Origin of the sequence: Streptomyces sp. WZ.A104 (assembly GCF_002382885.1) — a bacterium.
In the GTDB taxonomy this organism is placed as follows: domain Bacteria; phylum Actinomycetota; class Actinomycetes; order Streptomycetales; family Streptomycetaceae; genus Streptomyces.
On the sequence record NZ_NWVL01000008.1, the window covers coordinates 47,502 to 64,414 of the forward strand.

Below are 16,913 nucleotides of genomic sequence, written 5' to 3' on the forward strand. Positions count from 1 at the left end.
GTCGCGTACCGGGCGGCGGGGGTGGCGGGGCGGCGGCGCCTACTCCGGGTTCGCCGACCGGCGGCGGGCCGTGATGGCGGTCAGGTCAAGGTCCACGGGGAACGGCACCGACACCTTCATCCGGTCGTGGAAGATCCCCGTCGAGGTGTACGCACCGGTGGCGGGCTCCCGCTCGAAGACGTACACCACGGCACGCCCGTCGTGGTTCTCCACCCGCCAGTAGTGGGGGATCGTCGCGCGGGCGTACTTCACGGGTTTGGTCTCCCGGTCGCGGGACCGGGACTCCGGGGAGACGACCTCGATGGCCAGTCGGACCGCCTCGGCGGGGAACCGGGTCTGGCCCGGGTCCTCGATGACATCGCCGTCGATGACGATCACGTCGGGCTCGGGCCGGTTGTACCGGTCGATGTCGATGGTGAACTCGCGCACCACTTCCAGCTCGGGCGGGGCCAAGGACTCCAACTGCCACTCGAAGAAGCTGACAGCTCGTGTATGAAACAAGGTCTGCGGACTCACGAAAACGAGGCTCCCGTCGATCAGCTCCGTATGCGGAGGGAGATTCGGGAGTGTGTCCAGGTCATCGGCGGTCCAGCCGCCCTCGGGCGGGACCGCCCACCGCGGCTCGGAGGCCTCGGGCTCGATGCTCATCATTGCTCCCATGGGGAGGAGTCTCGCGGGCTTGACCAGGGTATCCGGCGGGAACCGGGTACGGATGCCCCGAACGTGCGAACGGGCCTCGCGCGAGTGACGGGCCGGTCAGGGGCGCGGCCCCGGCGGCCTCAGCCCTGAGCGGGGCCCAGCCGACGGGTGTTGCCGCGGCCGCAGGCCAGGCACACCAGCCAGTCCAGCCGTTCGCCGTCCCGCTCGAACGGTTCGCCCACCACGTTGGCCTCCTCCTCGCCGCAGAACATGCAGTCCGCCCAGTCGTCCCGGAGCCGCCGCATGGTCCGCAGCGGTCCGCCGTCGGCGCTCCGCACCCCCACCCAGGGACAGGCGGCGCACTCCCACCACAGCTCGTACCGGCGGCGACGGTTCGCGGGCCGGGCGTGCGCCGGGCGGTTGCCGCAGGCCGGGCAGGCCGGGCGGGCAGAGTCGGTCGGTGTGGGGTCGGGCATGGTCCCCTCAGTCCCCACCCCCGCCCCCGCCACACCCACCGCCACCCCCGCCGTCGCTCCAGCCCCCGCCGTCACCGCTTCCGCTGTTGGAGCGGTCCTGCTTGACGTTGCGGTAGACCGCCAGGGCGGTCCACTGGGCGCGGAGCAGGAGCTTCATCGCGGGCCGGCTTCCGCGGCCCTGGGCGCTCAGGGTGGTGGCGAGGCCGGTGGCGGCGGCCAGGGCTGCCAGGATGCGGCTGCGCTGGTCGGGGAAGCCGTAGGCCTCGGCGTGCTGGAAGCGCCGGAGGGCCGCCGCGCACAGGTCCGGGTGGACCGGGAAATGGCGCTGGTAGGGGAACAGGCCGAGGAAGCGGCGGGTCTCCCGGCTCAGGAGGCCGCGCTGGACCAGGGCGTCCAGGTGGTTCTCCTCCGCGTACTGCGCGTGCTGCCGTACCCACCTCTTGGCGTTGGTCCCGGAGCGGAAGCGGCTCTTGCTCGGCGGGTCCAGCGTGCGCAGCAGGGAGGCGAGCAGCGGGTCGGCCGGGTCCAGGGGGTTGACCACCTGGACCCGGCCGCGCTCCTCGCGTATCCGCCCCTGGAGCTCCAGCTCGGCCAGGACCGCGCCGGCCGTGGCGTAACGCAGGTAGCCGCGGGCGCAGAGCGGCTTGCCGCGCTGGGGGTCCAGCGCGAGCAGCAGCATCTCCTCGGGCAGTGTCAGGGCGGGGGAGGAGGCGGGTGAGGAGGCGGGGGAGCTCATGGCGCGGTGACGATCCTTCCGGTCACGTCGCCGAGGCCCACGCGGGTGCCGTGCGGGCCGGGGGCCCAGGCGGTCAGGGTGACCGTGTCGCCGTCCTCCAGGAACGTCCGCTTGCCCTCGGGGAGTTCCAGGGCGTCGCGGCCGTTCCAGGTGAGCTCCAGCAGCGAGCCGCGCTGGGTGGGCTCGGGACCGCTGACCGTGCCGGAGCCGTACAGGTCGCCGGTGCGCAGCGACGCGCCGTTGACCGTCATATGGGCGAGCTGCTGGGCGGCCGTCCAGTACATCGAGGCGAACGGCGGCTCGGCGACGACCTGGCCGTTGATCTCCACGGAGATCCGGATGTCGAAGCCGCCCGGCTCCTCGTCCGCGGAGTCGTCGAGGTAGGGGAGGAGGGGGAAGTCCCGGGCCGGGGGCGCGGTGCGGGCCGCGTCCAGGGCCTCCAGCGGGGTGACCCAGGCGGAGACGGAGGTGGCGAAGGACTTGCCGAGGAACGGGCCGAGCGGCACGTACTCCCAGGCCTGGAGGTCGCGCGCGGACCAGTCGTTGAGGAGGAAGAGCCCGAAGACGTGCTCGCGGAAGTCGGCGAGCGGGACGGGAGTGCCGTGGGCGGAGGGGACGCCGACGACGAAGCCGACCTCGGCCTCGATGTCCAGCTTCACCGAGGGCCCGAAGACGGGTGCCGGGTCGGTGGGGGCCTTGCGCTGGCCGCTGGGGCGCGCCACGTCCGTGCCGGAGACCACGACGGTGCCGGAGCGGCCGTGGTAACCGATCGGCAGGTGCTTCCAGTTGGGGGTGAGTGCGTCGCCGTCCGGCCGGAAGATCTTTCCGACGTTGGTGGCGTGGTGCTCGCTGGCGTAGAAGTCGACGTAGTCCGCGACCTCGTACGGCAGGTGCAGGGTCACCGTGTCCACCGGGTGCAGCAGCGGTTCGATGTCCGCGCGGTGGGCGGGGACCGTCAGCCAGGCGGTGAGCGCGCGGCGTACGTCCCGCCAGGCGGTGCGGCCCGCCGCGAGCAGCGGCGTCAGGCTCGGCTGGGCGAGCAGCCCCGCGTACGGGGAGCCCAGCGCGTGGGCGGCGGCCCCGGCGTCCAGGACGTGGTTGCCGATGCGGACGCCGACCCGGCGGTCCTCGGGGTGGCCGGGGGTGGAGAACACACCGTACGGAAGGTTGTGCGGGCCGAAGGGGTCGCCCTCGGCCAGATCGAGCGGGCTGCTCTGCTCGGGCATGTGGTGCTGCCTCGCTTTCCAGGTCGCGTTGAGGACACGTTACGTCGGTGCTCCTACCCAGCGGCAGTGCCCTGACTATCCCCAACTGCGCACATTGCCCGGAAAGTTCGTAAGGTTCCCGGGGTTTCCTGGCCGGGTCCCCCGGAAATCCGGGGGACCCGGGAACGAAACATGGCTCCGCTCAGCCCGCCGTGCGGCGAAACGCGACCCCGTTCGGCCCGCCGCGCGACGAGGCACGCCCCGCTCAGCCCGCCGTGCGCGGAATCCGCTTCTCCCAGGTGCGGTGGAAGACGATCTCGTCGCCGTCCTTGCAGATCACCTCGTCGGAGGTGATGAAGTCGTGGTCGTCGGCGGTGATCTCCGAGCGCGTCTCGATCTTCACGTCCCAGGCCATCTCCGGCCGGTGCAGCCGGATCGTCCAGTCGGACCGGGTCCGAGGGGAGAGCGGGTCGTCCTGCTGGACTGTGTACACCTCCAGAGCGTTCTCGGTGAATTCGAGGCCGTCGGGGTAGACCCGCGTACCGCCGTAGCGGGGGTCGACCTCCAGCCGCCATTCGCCCTTGGCGACATCGCGGACGACGAGGCGTTCGGGGCGCGGCTCCTCCAGGGTGACGGGGTGGACCACGCCGAGCGGTTCGGACTGTTCCGGTTCGCCGAAGCTGATGGCCGGGTCCTCGGTGTGACGGCGCACCGGCAGTTCGACGAAGCTGCCGTCCGCGTCGAGGGTGAACCCCGCCGAGCCGGCCTGCGGCCAGATCCAGGGCCAGTACGAGGAGGAGATCGCGAGCCGGATGCGGTGGCCGGGCGGGAAGGTGTGCCCGATGCCGTTGAGGTCGAAGACCACGTCCTCGGTCTCGCCCGGCGGCCAGTCGTCGGTGCGGTCGCGGCCGTGCCGGGCGGCGAGGTTGAGGGCGCCCCGGGTGACGAGTGTGGAGGAGCCGTCGGGGGCGACGTCGCAGAGGCGGGCGATGGCCTGGCCGCGCGGCACGGCCATCCGGATGCGGAGCTTCACCCGGGGGCGGCCGAGGATCTCGATCGGCGCGTCGGCGACCGGGAACTCGAACGACACCGACTTCGCGTCCTCGTCGCGCTGGTCCGGCGGCAGGTCCGCGTCGTTGCCGAACGGGAAGAAGCGGCCCGCGTCAAGGCCGGTCTGCTGCGGCGAGGCGACGATCCGCTCGCCGCCCTGGAGGGCGTACGCCACCGGGGTCACGTTCTCCGAGGGCCAGGAGGCGTCCCCGACCCAGCGGCCCGGCAGTGACTCGTACACGGTGGCGGGCGGGTGCGAGCCGCTGATCCAGGAGCGCAGCAGCGGCTCCGCCATCACCCCGGTCTCCTTGCCCTTGAGGTGCTGGTCCCACCAGCGCAGGGTCTCCTGGAGAAAGCCGATCCCCGGTCCCGGCGGCAGCCCCCGGTCGGGGTACTGGTGCGACCACGGGCCGATGATTCCGCGCACCCGCTCCGGGGCGAGGTGCTGGACGAGGCGTAGGACGGTGTCGCGGTACGGGTCGTGCCAGCCGCCGACCGCGAGGACGTTCGCCTTGATCGCCCCGTAGTCCTCGCAGACGCTGCCGTGCTTCCAGTAGTCGTCGCGGCTCTGGTGGGCCAGCCAGGTGTGGATGAAGGGGTCGACGGCCTCCAGCCGCTTCAGCCACATCTCCTTCCAGGCGTCGCCGACCTGTGCGGGGTCCGGCGGGCGGCAGACGAAGGCGAGCATCGTGGCGGCCCAGGCGTGCATGTCCACGGCGAGGACGGAGCCGCCCATGTAGTGGACGTCGTTGTCGTAGCGGTCGTCGGCCGAGCAGACGGTGACGATCGCCTTCAGCGGCTCCGGGGCGAGGGCCGCGATCTGGAGCGAGTTGAAGCCGCCCCAGGAGATCCCGAACATCCCGACCCGGCCGGAGCACCACTCCTGCTGGGCCAGCCAGTGGACGACGGCGACTCCGTCCTCCAGCTCCTGCGGGTCGTACTCGTCGCCCGGCAGCCCCTCGCTGTTGCCGTGACCGCGTACGTCGACCCGTACGGAGGCGTAGCCGTGGCCCGCGTACCAGGGGTGACGCTGCCAGTCGCGCGGGGCGGTCCAGTCGCTGAGCCGGTAGGGCAGGTACTCCAGCAGGGCGGGGACCGGCTCGTCGGTCAGCGGGCGCCAGATCCGGGCGTAGAGCCGGGTGCCGTCGGACAGCGGGATGTACACGTCCTCGTGGGTCGTCTCGTAAGGGAACTCGGTCGTGATGTTCATGGGTCACCTCGATGTACGACGACGCGGGGCGGAGGAGTGGCCGAGGGGCGGGTCGGCGGGCGGGTCGGCGGGCGGGGTACTCGGATGGTGTACGGGTTGATGGGCAGGTGTTCGGACGGCGTGCGGGTTGGATGGCTGGTGCTCGGACGGTGTACGGGCCGGTGGCCGGGATGCTCGGATGGCGTACGGGTCAGTGGACGGGGTGCATCGTGCGCTTCAGCCAGGGCGCGGCGACGATCATCGCGACCCCGGCCGCCACCGCGATCGCCCCGTTGACGCCGAAGTACGCGGGGTTGGAGACCTGGCCGTACAGCTTCACGATCTGGGCCTGGATGCCGTTGGCCAGGGCGAGGGAGAGGAACCACAGCGCCATCGTCTGGCTGGCGAACGCCTTCGGGGCGAGCTTGGTGGTGGCGGACATGCCGGAGGTCTCCAGCAGGACGTCGCCGAGGCCGAGCAGCAGATACGAGCCGACGATCCACCAGGCCGCCATCCGGTACACGTCGTCCGCGTGGCCGGAGGTGGGCAGGACCATCAGCAGGAAGGAGAGCCCGCCGAGGATCACGCCGAACGCGATCTTGTTGGAGGCGTGCGGCTGGCGGGGGCCCATCCTGACCCAGACGGCGGCTACCACCGGGGCGAGCGCCACCTCGAAGGCGCCGAGCGCGGAGGCGTACCAGCTGGCGGGGAAGTGGAAGCCGAGGATCTCGGTCCGGGCGTTGGCGGACGCGAGCAGCATCATCGTCGAGTACGCCTGGAAGAGGATGAAGTTGAAGACGACGGACCCGAGGAAGAGGACGACGTACGGGCGGAGCCTGCCGCGCTCCTCGGCGGTGACCCGGGGGGAGCGGAACATCACCACGAAGTAGACGACCGGCGCGATCACCGAGACGGCGGTGAGGACATCGACGAACCGGTCCATGGTGAGCCAGCCGGCCAGGGCCAGCGCGGTGGCCAGGACGGCGGCCACCACAGCCCCGCCGATGATCATCCGCACCGCGCGGCGCATCGCGTCGGGGGCCAGCGCGAATTCGGCGGCGTGCCTACGCCCGGCCAGGTGACGGCGGCCCGCGACGTACTGGATCAGGCCGAAGGTCATCCCGATCGCGGCGGCCGAGAAGCCCCAGTGCCAGCTCCAGTTCTCGCCGAGCCAGCCGGTGATCAGCGGTCCGGCGAAGGCGCCGATGTTGATGCCCATGTAGTAGAGGGCGAAGCCGGCGTCGCGCCGCTCGTCCTCGGTGCGGTAGAGCTTGCCGACCATGGAGGCGACGTTGGGCTTGAGCAGGCCTGTTCCGGCGCTGATCAGGCCGAGGCCCACCCAGGTCATCGCGTCGGTGGGCACGGCCATCGAGTAGTGGCCGCAGGCGATGAGGACGCCGCCGTACAGGACGGCCCGGTACGAGCCGAGGATCCGGTCGGCCAGCCAGCCGCCCGCGACCGAGACCAGATAGACCAGGGTCCCGTACGCGGCCGACACGGAGGCGGCGGTGCCGGGGTTCATGCCCATGCCGCCGTTCGCCACCGAGTCGGCGAAGAACAGCACCAGGATCGCCTGCATGCCGAGGAACGAGAACCGCTCCCAGACCTCCAGACCGGACAGCGTCATCAGGCCCCGCGGTTGCCCGAAGAAGGCATGATCGTCTTCAGGTGGCGGCTTGGCCTGCTCGGTGTCGGCGGCGGTGTTGGACAAGGCGGACACTCCCGATCGTATGAGCTGATCACGAACATACCGGCGGTCGCGGGAAGCCGCCCACGGTGATCCAAAGGGGACCGGATACGCTGAGTTGAATGAAGACAGCGACACATCGACATTGCGTGTGATCGTCAGCAGACAGGAGATGCCCTCGTGACCGTCGTCGGGCCGTTCGGACTGCACGTGCGGGACCAGGCTCTTGAGGCCGATGTCCAGTCGGGCCTGGCCGCTGTCGAGGCGGGGCTGCTCGAAGCCACCAAGAGTGATGTGCCCTTCATCACGGAGGCCGCCCAGCACCTGGTGCGGGCGGGGGGCAAGCGCTTCCGCCCGTTGCTGGTCATGCTCGCGTCACAGTTCGGTGATCCGGACGCCCCGGGCGTCGTGCCCTCGGCCGTCGTCGTCGAGCTGACGCACCTGGCCACGCTGTACCACGACGACGTGATGGACGAGGCGGACGTGCGGCGCGGGGTGCCCAGCGCCAACACCCGCTGGGGCAACTCGGTGGCCGTCCTCACCGGCGACTTCCTGTTCGCCCGTGCCTCCCACATCCTGGCCGACCTCGGCCCCGAGGCGGTCCGCATCCAGGCGGAGGCCTTCGAGCGGCTCGTCACCGGCCAGATCCTGGAGACCGCGGGCCCGCGCGACGGCCGCGACCCGGTCGACCACTACCTGGACGTCCTCAGCGGCAAGACCGGCTCGCTGGTCGCCGTCTCCGGCCGGCTCGGCGCGATGATGTCCGGGGCGGACGAGCGGACCGTGGACATCCTCACGCAGTACGGGGAGCGGCTCGGCATCGCCTTCCAGCTCGCCGACGACGTCCTCGACATCGCCTCGGACTCCCACGAGTCCGGCAAGACCCCCGGCACCGATCTGCGCGAGGGCATCCCGACCCTCCCGGTCCTGCGGCTGCGCGCCCAGGCCGCCGAGGACGGCAAGCCCGACGACCTGGAGCTCGTCGAACTGCTCGACGGCGACCTGAGCGACGACGCAGTCCTCACCGAGGCGCTGCGCCGACTGCGCGCCCACCCGGCGCTGGAGCAGGCCCGCAAGGACACCGTGCGTTACGCCCAGGAGGCGCGCGCCACGCTGGCGCCGCTGCCCGAGGGGTACGCGAAGTCCGCGCTGGAGGAGCTGTGCGACGCGGTGGTCCACCGGGCGGGCTGAGTCCGGCGCTGTGCAACCCCGGCGCGGGCTGAGTCCGCGTTGTGCACCCTCGATGCGGGCCGAGTCCGGCGTGCTGTGTGCCACCGACGCAGGTTGACGTGGTGTCACCCGGCGTCCTACCCCTACTGGATGGCCCAGGTGCCCCGTCCGGTTGTCATACCGGAGCAGTAGGCGGAGTTGATCCCGCGGGCTGACGCGTCGGCCCGTCCGTTTTGGTCAGATGGATACCAACGGAAGCCGCCGACCACGGAGGTAGGGCACACATGGCACCGAACGACAGCGCAGAGACCACCGGCGCAGAGACCACCGGCGGGGCCACGGGCACTGTCGTGGGCCGCCGGAAGGCGGCGCGCTACATCGTCCCCGTCGCGGTCGCGGGGGTGGCGGCCGCGACCATCGGACTCGTCCCGGCACTCGCGAACTCCGGCGACCCCGATCTGCCGAAGATCACCGCGCAGGAGCTCATCGAGAAGATCGCCGCTTCCGACGAGGAGCAGCTCTCCGGCACGTTCAAGATCAGCACCGACCTGGGCCTGCCCCTCGACGGCCTCGCGGGCTCGCTCGTACCGGGCGGGGCCGACGGCTCAGGCGAGGGCAAGGACAGCGGGGCTGCCGCGCCGCAGGACAAGCTCATGGAGCTGACGTCCGGCACGCACACGCTGCGGGTGGCCGCCGACGGCCCGGAGAAGCAGAAGCTGTCCATCCTCGGAAACGCGTCCGAGTACAGCGTCATCCACAACCAGGGTGAGGTCTGGGCGTACGACAGCAAGTCCGACGAGGTCTACCACGCCGAGGCCCCCGAGGGCCGGGGCGGCGGTAAGGAGGCCCCTGAGGCTCCCAAGGGCGCACCGGCCACCCCGAAGGACTTCGCCGAGCAGGCGCTCAAGGCGGCCGGGGACACCACCTCGGTCACCGTCGACGGAACGGCGCAGGTCGCCGGGCGGGACGCGTACCAGCTGCTGATCAAGCCCAAGCAGTCCGGTTCGACGATCGGCTCGGTCCGCATCGCCGTGGACGCCGAGAACGGCGTACCGCTGAAGTTCACCCTGTCCGCGGCGAGCGGCGGCAAGGCCGTGGTCGACGCCGGGTTCACCAAGGTCGACTTCTCCAGGCCCGCCGCGTCCACGTTCGACTTCACCCCGCCGAAGGGCGCCAAGGTCACCGAGGCCGACGAACTGGAGACCGGCAAGGACGAGCGGGGCCTGGCGCAGAAGCCGCTCCCCGGACAGCTCGCCGAACTGGACGGCTTCGAGGGCGTCAACGTCATCGGCAAGGGCTGGACCTCGATCGCCGAGATCAAGACTCCCGGCGGCAAGGGCCTCCCCGCAGCGGGCTCGGGCGACGTCCCGGCCGAGGCGCAGGGCTTCCTCGACGCGCTCGGCGACAAGGTCACCGGAAAGTTCGGTTCGGGCACGGTCTTCAAGACGCGCCTCGTCAACGCCCTGCTGACGGACGACGGCAGGGTATATGTCGGAGCGGTGACGAAGGACGCGCTGGTGCGCGCCGCCGACGCCGCAAAGTAAGGCCGCCGCCGGGAAGTAGGAACGCCGGGAGGATCGGAGGGCCTGAGGGTCTGAGGGCCTGAGGATCGGAGGGGCTGAGGGCCTGAGAGTCTGCCGGCCTGCCGACCTTCCGGGTCCTGACGGCCACGACGGCTCCGACGGCCTCGACCGCCCCGCCGCGCACCCGTGCGGCGGGGCGGTCGAGGAGCAGGGCCTCGGAGGCGCAGCGTATGGAGAGCGGGAGACGGGAGAGGTGTGACCGCATGACGTCGACAGGGACAGCCGCCTCGCGAGACGCGGCCCCGAACGGCAGCACCGTCCCCGTCCCCGCCCCCGACCCGGTCATCCGGACCAGGGGCCTGACCAAGCGCTATCACGGCGGTCAGCCGGCCGTGGACGGCCTCGACCTCACCGTGCCCGGCGGCAGCGTCTTCGGCTTCCTCGGCCCCAACGGCTCCGGGAAGACCACGACGATCCGGATGCTGATGGGCCTCATCGACCCGACGTCCGGCACCGCCGAGGTGCTCGGCAGCCCCATGCCGAGGGCCACCCGTACGGTGTTGCCGCAGGTCGGCGCGTTGATCGAGGGGCCCGCGCTGTACGGGTTCCTGAGCGGCCGGGACAACCTCCTGCGGTACGACCGGGCCGACCCCACCGCCGACCCGCGCACCCGCCGGGCCCGCGTCGACCACGCCCTGGAACGGGTCGGGCTCGCCGCCGCCTCCGGCAAGAAGGCCAAGGCGTACTCCCTCGGCATGAAGCAGCGCCTCGGGCTGGCAGCGGCCCTGCTCCGGCCGCGCAGGCTGCTCGTCCTGGACGAACCGACCAACGGCCTCGACCCGCAGGGCATGCGCGAGATCCGTTCCCTCGTACGGGAGCTGGCGGCCGAGGGCACCACGGTCTTCCTCTCCTCCCACCTGCTGGACGAGATCGAGCAGGTCTGCACGCATGCCGCGGTGATGGCCCGGGGCCGGTTGATCGTCCAGGGCCCGGTCGCCGACCTTGCCGCGACAGCCCGGGGCCGGCTCACGGTCGTGACCCCGGACCTGGCCGCCGCCGCCCGCATCCTGAAGGCGCACGGACTCACGGGCCTGAGCGCCGACGGCGACGCCCTGAGCGCCCCAAGCGCCGACCGCGATGCCTCAAGCGCCCCCAGCGCCCCCAGCGCCTCAAGCGCCGACGGCGACCGGCTGACCGCCGACGCGCCGTCCGCTGCCGTGGACCTCGCCGACCTCAACGCGGCGCTGGTGGGCGGCGGGGTGCGGGTGCGGTTCTTCGGCGTCGAGCGGGGCTCACTGGAGGATGCCTTCGTCGCGCTCACGGGAGAGGGATTCGATGTCGCAGGCTGAGCAGGTCACGGCTACGGGGAGCGCGGGTGGACCGGAGGCCCCGCCCCGCCCCCGTAGCCCGCTGTGGGCCCCGCCCCGGCCCCGTAACCCGCTGTGGACCCTGGGCCTCCTCCGGTCCGAGCTCACCACCCTGCTCCGCCGCCACCGGACGTTCGCCCTGCTGGGTGTTCTCGCCGCCGTCCCCGTCCTCATCGGGATCGCGGTCCGTATCGAGACGGGCGGCGGCGGTGGAGGGGCGGGCGGAACGGACGGAGGGGCGGGCCCGGCGTTCCTCGCCCAGGTCACGAACAACGGCCTCTTCCTGGTCTTCGCCTCCCTCGCCGCGACCCTGCCGGTGTTCCTCCCGATGGCCGTCGGCGTCGTGGCGGGTGACGCGATCGCGGGCGAGGCGAGCAGCGGCACCCTGCGCTATCTGCTGGTAGCCCCGGCGGGCCGGACCCGGCTGCTCCTCGCCAAGTACGCCTCCGTCCTGACGTTCTGCCTGGTGGCGACCCTGGTTGTGGCCGCCTCGGCGCTGGCGGTGGGGGCGCTGTTGTTCCCGGTGGGGGAGGTGACCACGATCTCCGGGACGAGAATCAGCTTCGGCGAGGGACTGGTGCGGGCCGGGCTGGCAGCGGCCGTCGTCGCGCTCTCGCTGACCGGGTTCGCAGCGCTCGGGCTGTTCGTCTCGACGCTGACGGGCAGCGGGATCGGGGCGATGGCGGCCACGGTGGGGCTGCTGATCACGGTGCAGATCCTGGACAGCATTCCGCAGCTGAGCGGGGTCCACGCCTATCTGTTCCCGCACTACTGGATGTCCTTCGCCGACGTCCTGCGTGAACCGGTCCACTGGGACGACCTGGTCAAGAACTTCCAGTTGCAGGGACTGTACGTGGCGGTGTTCGGTTCGGCCGCCTGGGCCCGCTTCACGGCCAAGGACATCACGGCCTGAACGGTAGGGCTTGAACGGTAGGGCTTGAGCGGGGTTCCCTGGCCGGATCGGATCGGTGGCGAGTCGTCCGTGCCGTCGGCCGGGCGAGCCGTCCCCCGATCGGCTCGTCGCGGCACGAACGGCACGAACGGTGCGAAGAAAGGGAACAACACGACACGGTACGTTCCGTTTCCGCATGGGTTATGTTCGGTCCTTGGCGACGAGCTGTCAACAAGAGATTGGCTGAATCCCCCCTATGCTCACCGAATGATCACATCGCCGAGCAGTGTGCGCCGCAGCGAACGGTCACGTCGCGCGATCCTGCGAGCCGCCCTCGACCTCTGTACCGAGCGGGGGTACGGGCACGTCACGATAGAGGCCATCGCAGCCCGCGCCGGGGTCAGCAAGAAGACGATCTACCGCTGGTGGCCGTCGAAGGGAGCCGTCCTGCTGGAGGCGTTCACCGACGCCCTGGTCGACGCCACGCCGTTCGTGGACACCGGTGACATCGGAGCCGATCTGCGTACGCATGTGGCGGGTGCGGTGAACCTGCTCTCCGTCCCGCCGTTCGGCCCCGCCTACGCGGGCATCCTCTCGGAGCTGCACCACGACGACGTCCTCGCGCAGACCCTGCGGGAGCAGCTGGTCGACCCGCGCGTCGAGGAGGCGGTGGGCCGGCTGCGCAGCGCCCAGGAGGTGGGCCAGATCCCGCCCGGCGCGGACCTGCCGCTGGCCGTGGAGATGCTGTACGGCCCCCTCTACTACCGCCATGTGCTGCGCAAGCCGGTCCAGGACGAGGAGACGATCGCCGCTCTCGTGGCCCACGTGCTGCGGGCGCTGGGGGCGCCGGGGTACTGAGACCGGTCCCGGCCCCGGCCCCGGAGTGGGGAGGGCCCCTCTGCCCTACAGAAAGCACTCCAGGATCAGCGGCAGGTCCGCCAGCCACTCCTGGAGCCGGGCCCGTCGGCGGGCCGCGAGCAGGCACGAGTGGGCGGTGCCGTTGCGCAGGTGCACGGTGACCCCGAGGTGCTTGGGGCCCTGGGCCGCGTAGGTGACCGTGCTGATCTCGGCCCAGCCGTACTGCGTCTCCACGCCTGTCGGACCGAGTGTGACGCCCGTGGCGTCGACGAGGAGCGAGCTGTCCCGACCGACGGCGATGAAGGCGAGGTCCGCTTCGGCCGACGCCTCGTCCGCGTGGAGGGCGGTTTCGGTCGGCGCCTGGTGGAGTGGTGGCAGGAGGGCGTTGGAGGGGGCACCGAAGGGGGAGTGGGAGGGCGGCGGGGGTACGGCCGCGACGGCCGCGACGGGTGCGACGGGTGCGACGGGTGCAGCGGGTGCGACGGGTGCAGCGGGTATGACGGGTGAGGGTGTCGTGGGGGAGTACGGCGCGTTGTCCGGGGCGAACAGGTCCAACAGCCGCTCCGGTGCGGGGCGTCGGTCCGGCTCCTTGGCCAGGCACGACTCCACGACCGGCCGCAGCCCGTCCGGTACGGCGGTCAGGTCCGGCGGCTCGTGCACCGACCGGTACATCATCCCCATGGGCGTGCCCGCCCCGAACGCGCTGCCGCCCGCCGCCGCGACGAGCACGGCGCCCAGCGCGAACACGTCGGCGGCGGAGCCGACTTCGAGCCCCTGGGCCTGTTCCGGCGCCAGGAAGCCCGGTGTCCCGAAGGCCATGCCGGTGGCCGTCAGCCGGGTCGACTCCAGCGCCCGTGCGATGCCGAAGTCCAGGACGCGCGGCCCGTCCGGGGCCATGATGATGTTGCCGGGCTTCAGGTCGCGGTGGACGAGGCCGCAGCTGTGGATCGCCGCCAGCGCCTCGGCGAGCGCCGCGCCCAGTTGCCGCAGCCGCTCCTCGCCCATGGGCCCCTCGGCCTCCAGCAGCGCGGTGAGCGTGGGCCCGGGAACGTAGGCCGTGGCCAGCCAGGGCACGGCTGCCGTCGGGTCGGCGTCGACCACCGGGGCGGTGTGGAAGCCGCCCACGCTGCGCGCGGCGTCGACCTCGGCACGGAACCGCTCCCGGAAGTGCGGGTCGCTCGCGAGCTCCTGACGCGCCACTTTCACGGCCACCGCCCGCCCACCGCGCGAACGCGCCAGATAGACGGTGCCCATCCCGCCGGATCCCAACTCCCGCTCCACGACGTAGCTGCCGATACGCGGGGGCGGGCTTCCGCCTGTCTGGTGGGGCAGCAGGCTGCCCCCGGCCTGTTCCGGCAGACTCGCGTTGCCCTGTTCCGGCAGGCCTGCGTTGCTCTGTTCCGGCAGACTCGCGTTGCTCTGTTCCGGCAGGCCTTGGCGGCCGTCCGTCTCGTGCCCCATGTGCCGCACGCCTCCCCCTGTGCTCCGGGGCTCAGTATGACGCAGGCCCAGAGGGCGGCCCGGCCGCCTCGAACTGTCCGTGGACGGGGGCGCGGTGACGGTGGGACCGGGCGAGATGTACGTGGTCGGCGCGGGTGTCGCCCACGCGGTACGGCCCGGCAGCCGGGGCACGCTGGTCATCGTGGAGCGCAGCTGTGGCACGCTCGACGAATGAGGATCGCCACAGCTCAGCTCACGTGTGTTCCGGAGGACATCCCCGCCAACGTCCACCGGCTCGCCGCCCTCGCCGGACAGGCCCGTGAGCAGGGGGCCGAGTTGCTGGTGCTCCCGGAGCTGGCTCTCACCGGCTACGAGCTCGGGGCGCTGTCCGAGGACCCCGGCCTCCTGGTGGACGCGAACGACCAGCGGCTGGACGCCCTCCGGTCGAGCGGGATCGCGATCGTCGTCAACGCCGCGGTGGCCAACGGAGTGCCGGGGACCCGCCCCGCCATCGGCACCTTCGTGTACGGCCCCGACGGCGAGCTGATCACCCGCTACCTCAAGCAGCACCTCTACGAGCAGGAGCGCTCCCTGTTCGCGCCCGGTGACCGGGACGGCCGGTTCGAGCTCGGGGGTGTCCGCTTCGCCCTGGCCATCTGTTACGACAGCCACTTCCCCGACCTGTCCGCGCGGGCGGCGGCGGACGGCTGCCAGGTCTATCTGGCCTCCGCGCTGTACGGGACGGGGGACGGCGTCGAGCAGCGGGCGACCGTCTACCCCCGCATGGCCGAGGACACCGGCCTCTTCGTCGCCCTCGCCAACCACGTGGGCCCTTCCGGCCCGTGGACCGGTTGTGGCCGGGCCGCGATCTGGGCCCCGGGCGGCGAACTCCTCGCCGAGGCGGACGACCGTACGCCGATGCTGGTCACGGCCGAGGTCGGTCGGTCCGGGGCATCGACACGCTGATACCCGGGCTTTAGCCGTTGACCGAGGTCAGCTCCGTCGTCGCGTCCGAGTGTGAGCCGACCGGGATCGACGTCAAAGCCCACCGCGCCGCGCCGGTCGAATCGAGCTGATGCGCACACCTACTTATCGAGCTGATGCTCACACCTGCTCGGGGAGCGGAACACTCTCGCCCTGTCCGGCGCGCGGACGGCCCTGGTGGTCGGCGGCGTCGCGGGCCAGGGCCTCCAGACGGCCATCGCGATGGGCCAGCTCCGTACGGTCATCCAGGCGCTGGCAGGCCTCGACCTGGAGCCGGAGGAGGTCTTCGCCCGGCTCAGGGCCACCGCCGCCCGACTCGCCGAGGAACGCGCCGCCCTCCCCGTCGGCGACGCCCTCCAGAGCGAGCCCCTGACCGCCGGCTGCGTGTACGGGGTCTACGACCCGTTCTCGCGCACCTGCACCGTCGCCCGGGCCGGGCACCCCGCGTCCTCCCACGCGACCGCCTCCACGGCTGGGGCCTCGACGAGGACACCGTCGACGCGACGGAACTCATCGTCAGCGAGCTGGTCACCAACGCCGTCCGCTACGGCACCCCGCCCCTGCGGCTGCCCCTGCGGCTGCGCCTGCTGCTGGACCGGGACGCCAGCCTCATCTGCGAGGTCCACGACGGCTCCACGGCCTCCCCGCACCTGCGCCACGCCCGTACGGGCGACGAGGGCGGCCGGGGCCTCTTCATCGTCTCGATGCTCGCAGCCCACTGGGGGACCCGGCACGGTCCGGGCGGCAAGGTGCTCTGGACCGAACAGGAACTGGCGGTTGGCGAGACGCGCGGTTGAGCGGTCGAGCCCACCGCCGAACGCGGGGGCGCGGCGGTGGGCTCAGCCGAACAGCCGCTCCAGCACCACAGCGACGCCGTCCTCCGCGTTGGACAGCGTGACCTCGTCGGCCGCCGCGCGCAGTTGCGGGTGGGCGTTGCCCATCGCCACCCGGAGGCCCGAGCCACCGAACATCGGGAGGTCGTTGGGCATGTCCCCGAACGCGACCGTGCCCTCCGCCCCGACCCCCAGCAGCTCGGCGGCCAGCGCGAGCCCGGTGCCCTTGTCCACCCCGCGCGGTGCCAGCTCCACCGTGCCTGGCCCCGCCATGGTGACCGTCGCCAGCTCGCCCACGGCCCCGCGCGCGGCGGCCGCCAGCGCGTCGTCGCCGAGCTCCGGGTGGCGGACGAGCACCTTGATGACCGGCCGCTCCCACAGGGCGTCTCGGGAGTCGACGCGTACGGCGGGAAGCGTCGGGTTCGGCATCCGGTACCCGGCCTCGACCAGGGTCACACCGTCCACCCCGTCCTGGTCCACGGCGGCGAACACCGCCCCGACCTCCGCCTCGATCTTGCCCAGCGCGGTGTCGGCGGACTCGCGGTCCAGGGTGACGGACCGCAGCAGGCGTGCGCTGTCGGCGTCGTACAGCTGGGTGCCCTGCCCGCAGACGACGGGCCCGGTGTACGCCAGGTCCGCGAGCAGCGCCCGTATGCCGGGAACGGGCCGCCCGGTGACGATCAGATGCCGGGCGCCTGCGGCGGCGGCAAGGCCGAGCGCGGCGCGGGAGCGGGCGCTCACGGTGTTGTCCGGACGCAGCAGGGTGCCGTCCAGGTCGGTGGCGACGAGGGCGTAGGCGGGGGGCGTGGGCATGGGCCCCAGCCTAGAAGGACCCGGACGGCCGCTTGCGCGCCAGGGGGCGGG

14 protein-coding genes and 2 pseudogenes are annotated in these 16,913 nt (G+C 72.2%); 8 read left to right on the forward strand and 8 right to left on the reverse strand.

The genetic code is table 11. The annotated features are described in order from the left end of the window. Window positions 1-39: 39 nt before the first annotated feature. The 6 genes from CIB93_RS06240 to CIB93_RS06265 all read right to left on the reverse strand — a co-directional run bounded on the left by CIB93_RS06240 (window position 40) and on the right by CIB93_RS06265 (window position 7,006). Complete coding sequence (locus tag CIB93_RS06240; RefSeq protein WP_096624914.1) at window positions 40-648, reverse strand: Uma2 family endonuclease; 609 nt, start codon at window positions 646-648, stop codon at window positions 40-42. A 131-nt stretch (window positions 649-779) separates the two neighbouring features. Next, window positions 780-1,115: a hypothetical protein gene (locus CIB93_RS06245; protein ID WP_096624916.1), complete on the reverse strand. Its 336-nt coding sequence runs from the start codon at window positions 1,113-1,115 to the stop codon at window positions 780-782. A 7-nt stretch (window positions 1,116-1,122) separates the two neighbouring features. After that, the gene (locus CIB93_RS06250; protein ID WP_096624918.1) at window positions 1,123-1,851 is read right to left on the reverse strand and encodes a GPP34 family phosphoprotein; all 729 of its coding nucleotides are present in this window, start codon (window positions 1,849-1,851) and stop codon (window positions 1,123-1,125) included. Beyond that, complete coding sequence (gene fahA, locus CIB93_RS06255; RefSeq protein ID WP_096624920.1) at window positions 1,848-3,077, reverse strand: fumarylacetoacetase; 1,230 nt, start codon at window positions 3,075-3,077, stop codon at window positions 1,848-1,850. Before fahA ends, CIB93_RS06250 begins: the two co-directional genes overlap by 4 nt. Window positions 3,078-3,321: 244 nt before the next feature. Continuing rightward, window positions 3,322-5,316 (reverse strand): CocE/NonD family hydrolase, encoded by a 1,995-nt coding sequence (locus CIB93_RS06260; RefSeq protein ID WP_096624922.1) that lies wholly within the window; start codon window positions 5,314-5,316, stop codon window positions 3,322-3,324. A gap of 190 nt (window positions 5,317-5,506) precedes the next feature. Next, window positions 5,507-7,006, reverse strand: a complete 1,500-nt coding sequence (locus tag CIB93_RS06265) for a peptide MFS transporter (protein WP_096624924.1) — start codon at window positions 7,004-7,006, stop codon at window positions 5,507-5,509. A 156-nt stretch (window positions 7,007-7,162) separates the two neighbouring features. Between CIB93_RS06265 and CIB93_RS06270 the strand changes: the two genes are divergently transcribed. The 5 genes from CIB93_RS06270 to CIB93_RS06290 all read left to right on the forward strand — a co-directional run bounded on the left by CIB93_RS06270 (window position 7,163) and on the right by CIB93_RS06290 (window position 12,792). Next, window positions 7,163-8,173 carry a polyprenyl synthetase family protein gene (locus CIB93_RS06270; protein ID WP_096624926.1) on the forward strand — a complete coding sequence of 337 codons (1,011 nt, stop codon included), beginning with the start codon at window positions 7,163-7,165 and terminating at the stop codon, window positions 8,171-8,173. A gap of 263 nt (window positions 8,174-8,436) precedes the next feature. Next, window positions 8,437-9,696 carry a DUF2092 domain-containing protein gene (locus tag CIB93_RS06275; RefSeq protein WP_096624928.1) on the forward strand — a complete coding sequence of 420 codons (1,260 nt, stop codon included), beginning with the start codon at window positions 8,437-8,439 and terminating at the stop codon, window positions 9,694-9,696. Window positions 9,697-9,938: 242 nt separating this feature from the next. Then, the gene (locus tag CIB93_RS06280) at window positions 9,939-11,024 is read left to right on the forward strand and encodes an ABC transporter ATP-binding protein (protein WP_096624930.1); all 1,086 of its coding nucleotides are present in this window, start codon (window positions 9,939-9,941) and stop codon (window positions 11,022-11,024) included. After that, the gene (locus CIB93_RS06285; protein WP_096624932.1) at window positions 11,011-11,955 is read left to right on the forward strand and encodes an ABC transporter permease; all 945 of its coding nucleotides are present in this window, start codon (window positions 11,011-11,013) and stop codon (window positions 11,953-11,955) included. Before CIB93_RS06280 ends, CIB93_RS06285 begins: the two co-directional genes overlap by 14 nt. A 246-nt stretch (window positions 11,956-12,201) precedes the next feature. Then, the gene (locus CIB93_RS06290) at window positions 12,202-12,792 is read left to right on the forward strand and encodes a TetR/AcrR family transcriptional regulator (RefSeq protein ID WP_096624934.1); all 591 of its coding nucleotides are present in this window, start codon (window positions 12,202-12,204) and stop codon (window positions 12,790-12,792) included. Window positions 12,793-12,837: 45 nt separating this feature from the next. Here the strand turns inward: CIB93_RS06290 and CIB93_RS06295 are convergent, their stop codons facing one another. Beyond that, on the reverse strand, window positions 12,838-14,253 hold the full coding sequence (locus CIB93_RS06295) for a serine/threonine-protein kinase (protein ID WP_096624936.1): 1,416 nt from the start codon (window positions 14,251-14,253) through the stop codon (window positions 12,838-12,840). A 61-nt stretch (window positions 14,254-14,314) separates the two neighbouring features. Between CIB93_RS06295 and CIB93_RS06300 the strand changes: the two are divergent. The 3 genes and pseudogenes from CIB93_RS06300 to CIB93_RS06310 all read left to right on the forward strand — a co-directional run. After that, window positions 14,315-14,467 (forward strand): annotated as a pseudogene (locus CIB93_RS06300) (cupin domain-containing protein); the annotation flags it as partial. Further along, window positions 14,464-15,198: a carbon-nitrogen hydrolase family protein gene (locus CIB93_RS06305; RefSeq protein ID WP_096624938.1), complete on the forward strand. Its 735-nt coding sequence runs from the start codon at window positions 14,464-14,466 to the stop codon at window positions 15,196-15,198. The pseudogene CIB93_RS06300 and the gene CIB93_RS06305, both read left to right, overlap by 4 nt. Window positions 15,199-15,357: 159 nt before the next feature. Then, window positions 15,358-16,013, forward strand: a pseudogene (locus tag CIB93_RS06310) (SpoIIE family protein phosphatase); the annotation flags it as partial. Between the two features lie 42 nt (window positions 16,014-16,055). On the opposite strand, the gene CIB93_RS06315 reads toward CIB93_RS06310, so the two are convergent. Further along, the gene (locus CIB93_RS06315) at window positions 16,056-16,862 is read right to left on the reverse strand and encodes an HAD family hydrolase (RefSeq protein WP_096624940.1); all 807 of its coding nucleotides are present in this window, start codon (window positions 16,860-16,862) and stop codon (window positions 16,056-16,058) included. Window positions 16,863-16,913 lie beyond the last annotated feature (51 nt).

Coding starts and splice junctions, on each gene's coding strand:
- CIB93_RS06240 (WP_096624914.1), bottom strand. CDS start 648: ATGAGCATCGAGCCCGAGGCCTCCGAGCCGCGGTGGGCGGTCCCGCCC.
- CIB93_RS06245 (WP_096624916.1), bottom strand. CDS start 1,115: ATGCCCGACCCCACACCGACCGACTCTGCCCGCCCGGCCTGCCCGGCC.
- CIB93_RS06250 (WP_096624918.1), bottom strand. CDS start 1,851: ATGAGCTCCCCCGCCTCCTCACCCGCCTCCTCCCCCGCCCTGACACTG.
- fahA (WP_096624920.1), bottom strand. CDS start 3,077: ATGCCCGAGCAGAGCAGCCCGCTCGATCTGGCCGAGGGCGACCCCTTC.
- CIB93_RS06260 (WP_096624922.1), bottom strand. CDS start 5,316: ATGAACATCACGACCGAGTTCCCTTACGAGACGACCCACGAGGACGTG.
- CIB93_RS06275 (WP_096624928.1), top strand. CDS start 8,437: ATGGCACCGAACGACAGCGCAGAGACCACCGGCGCAGAGACCACCGGC.
- CIB93_RS06280 (WP_096624930.1), top strand. CDS start 9,939: ATGACGTCGACAGGGACAGCCGCCTCGCGAGACGCGGCCCCGAACGGC.
- CIB93_RS06285 (WP_096624932.1), top strand. CDS start 11,011: ATGTCGCAGGCTGAGCAGGTCACGGCTACGGGGAGCGCGGGTGGACCG.
- CIB93_RS06290 (WP_096624934.1), top strand. CDS start 12,202: ATGATCACATCGCCGAGCAGTGTGCGCCGCAGCGAACGGTCACGTCGC.
- CIB93_RS06295 (WP_096624936.1), bottom strand. CDS start 14,253: ATGGGGCACGAGACGGACGGCCGCCAAGGCCTGCCGGAACAGAGCAAC.
- CIB93_RS06305 (WP_096624938.1), top strand. CDS start 14,464: ATGAGGATCGCCACAGCTCAGCTCACGTGTGTTCCGGAGGACATCCCC.
- CIB93_RS06315 (WP_096624940.1), bottom strand. CDS start 16,862: ATGCCCACGCCCCCCGCCTACGCCCTCGTCGCCACCGACCTGGACGGC.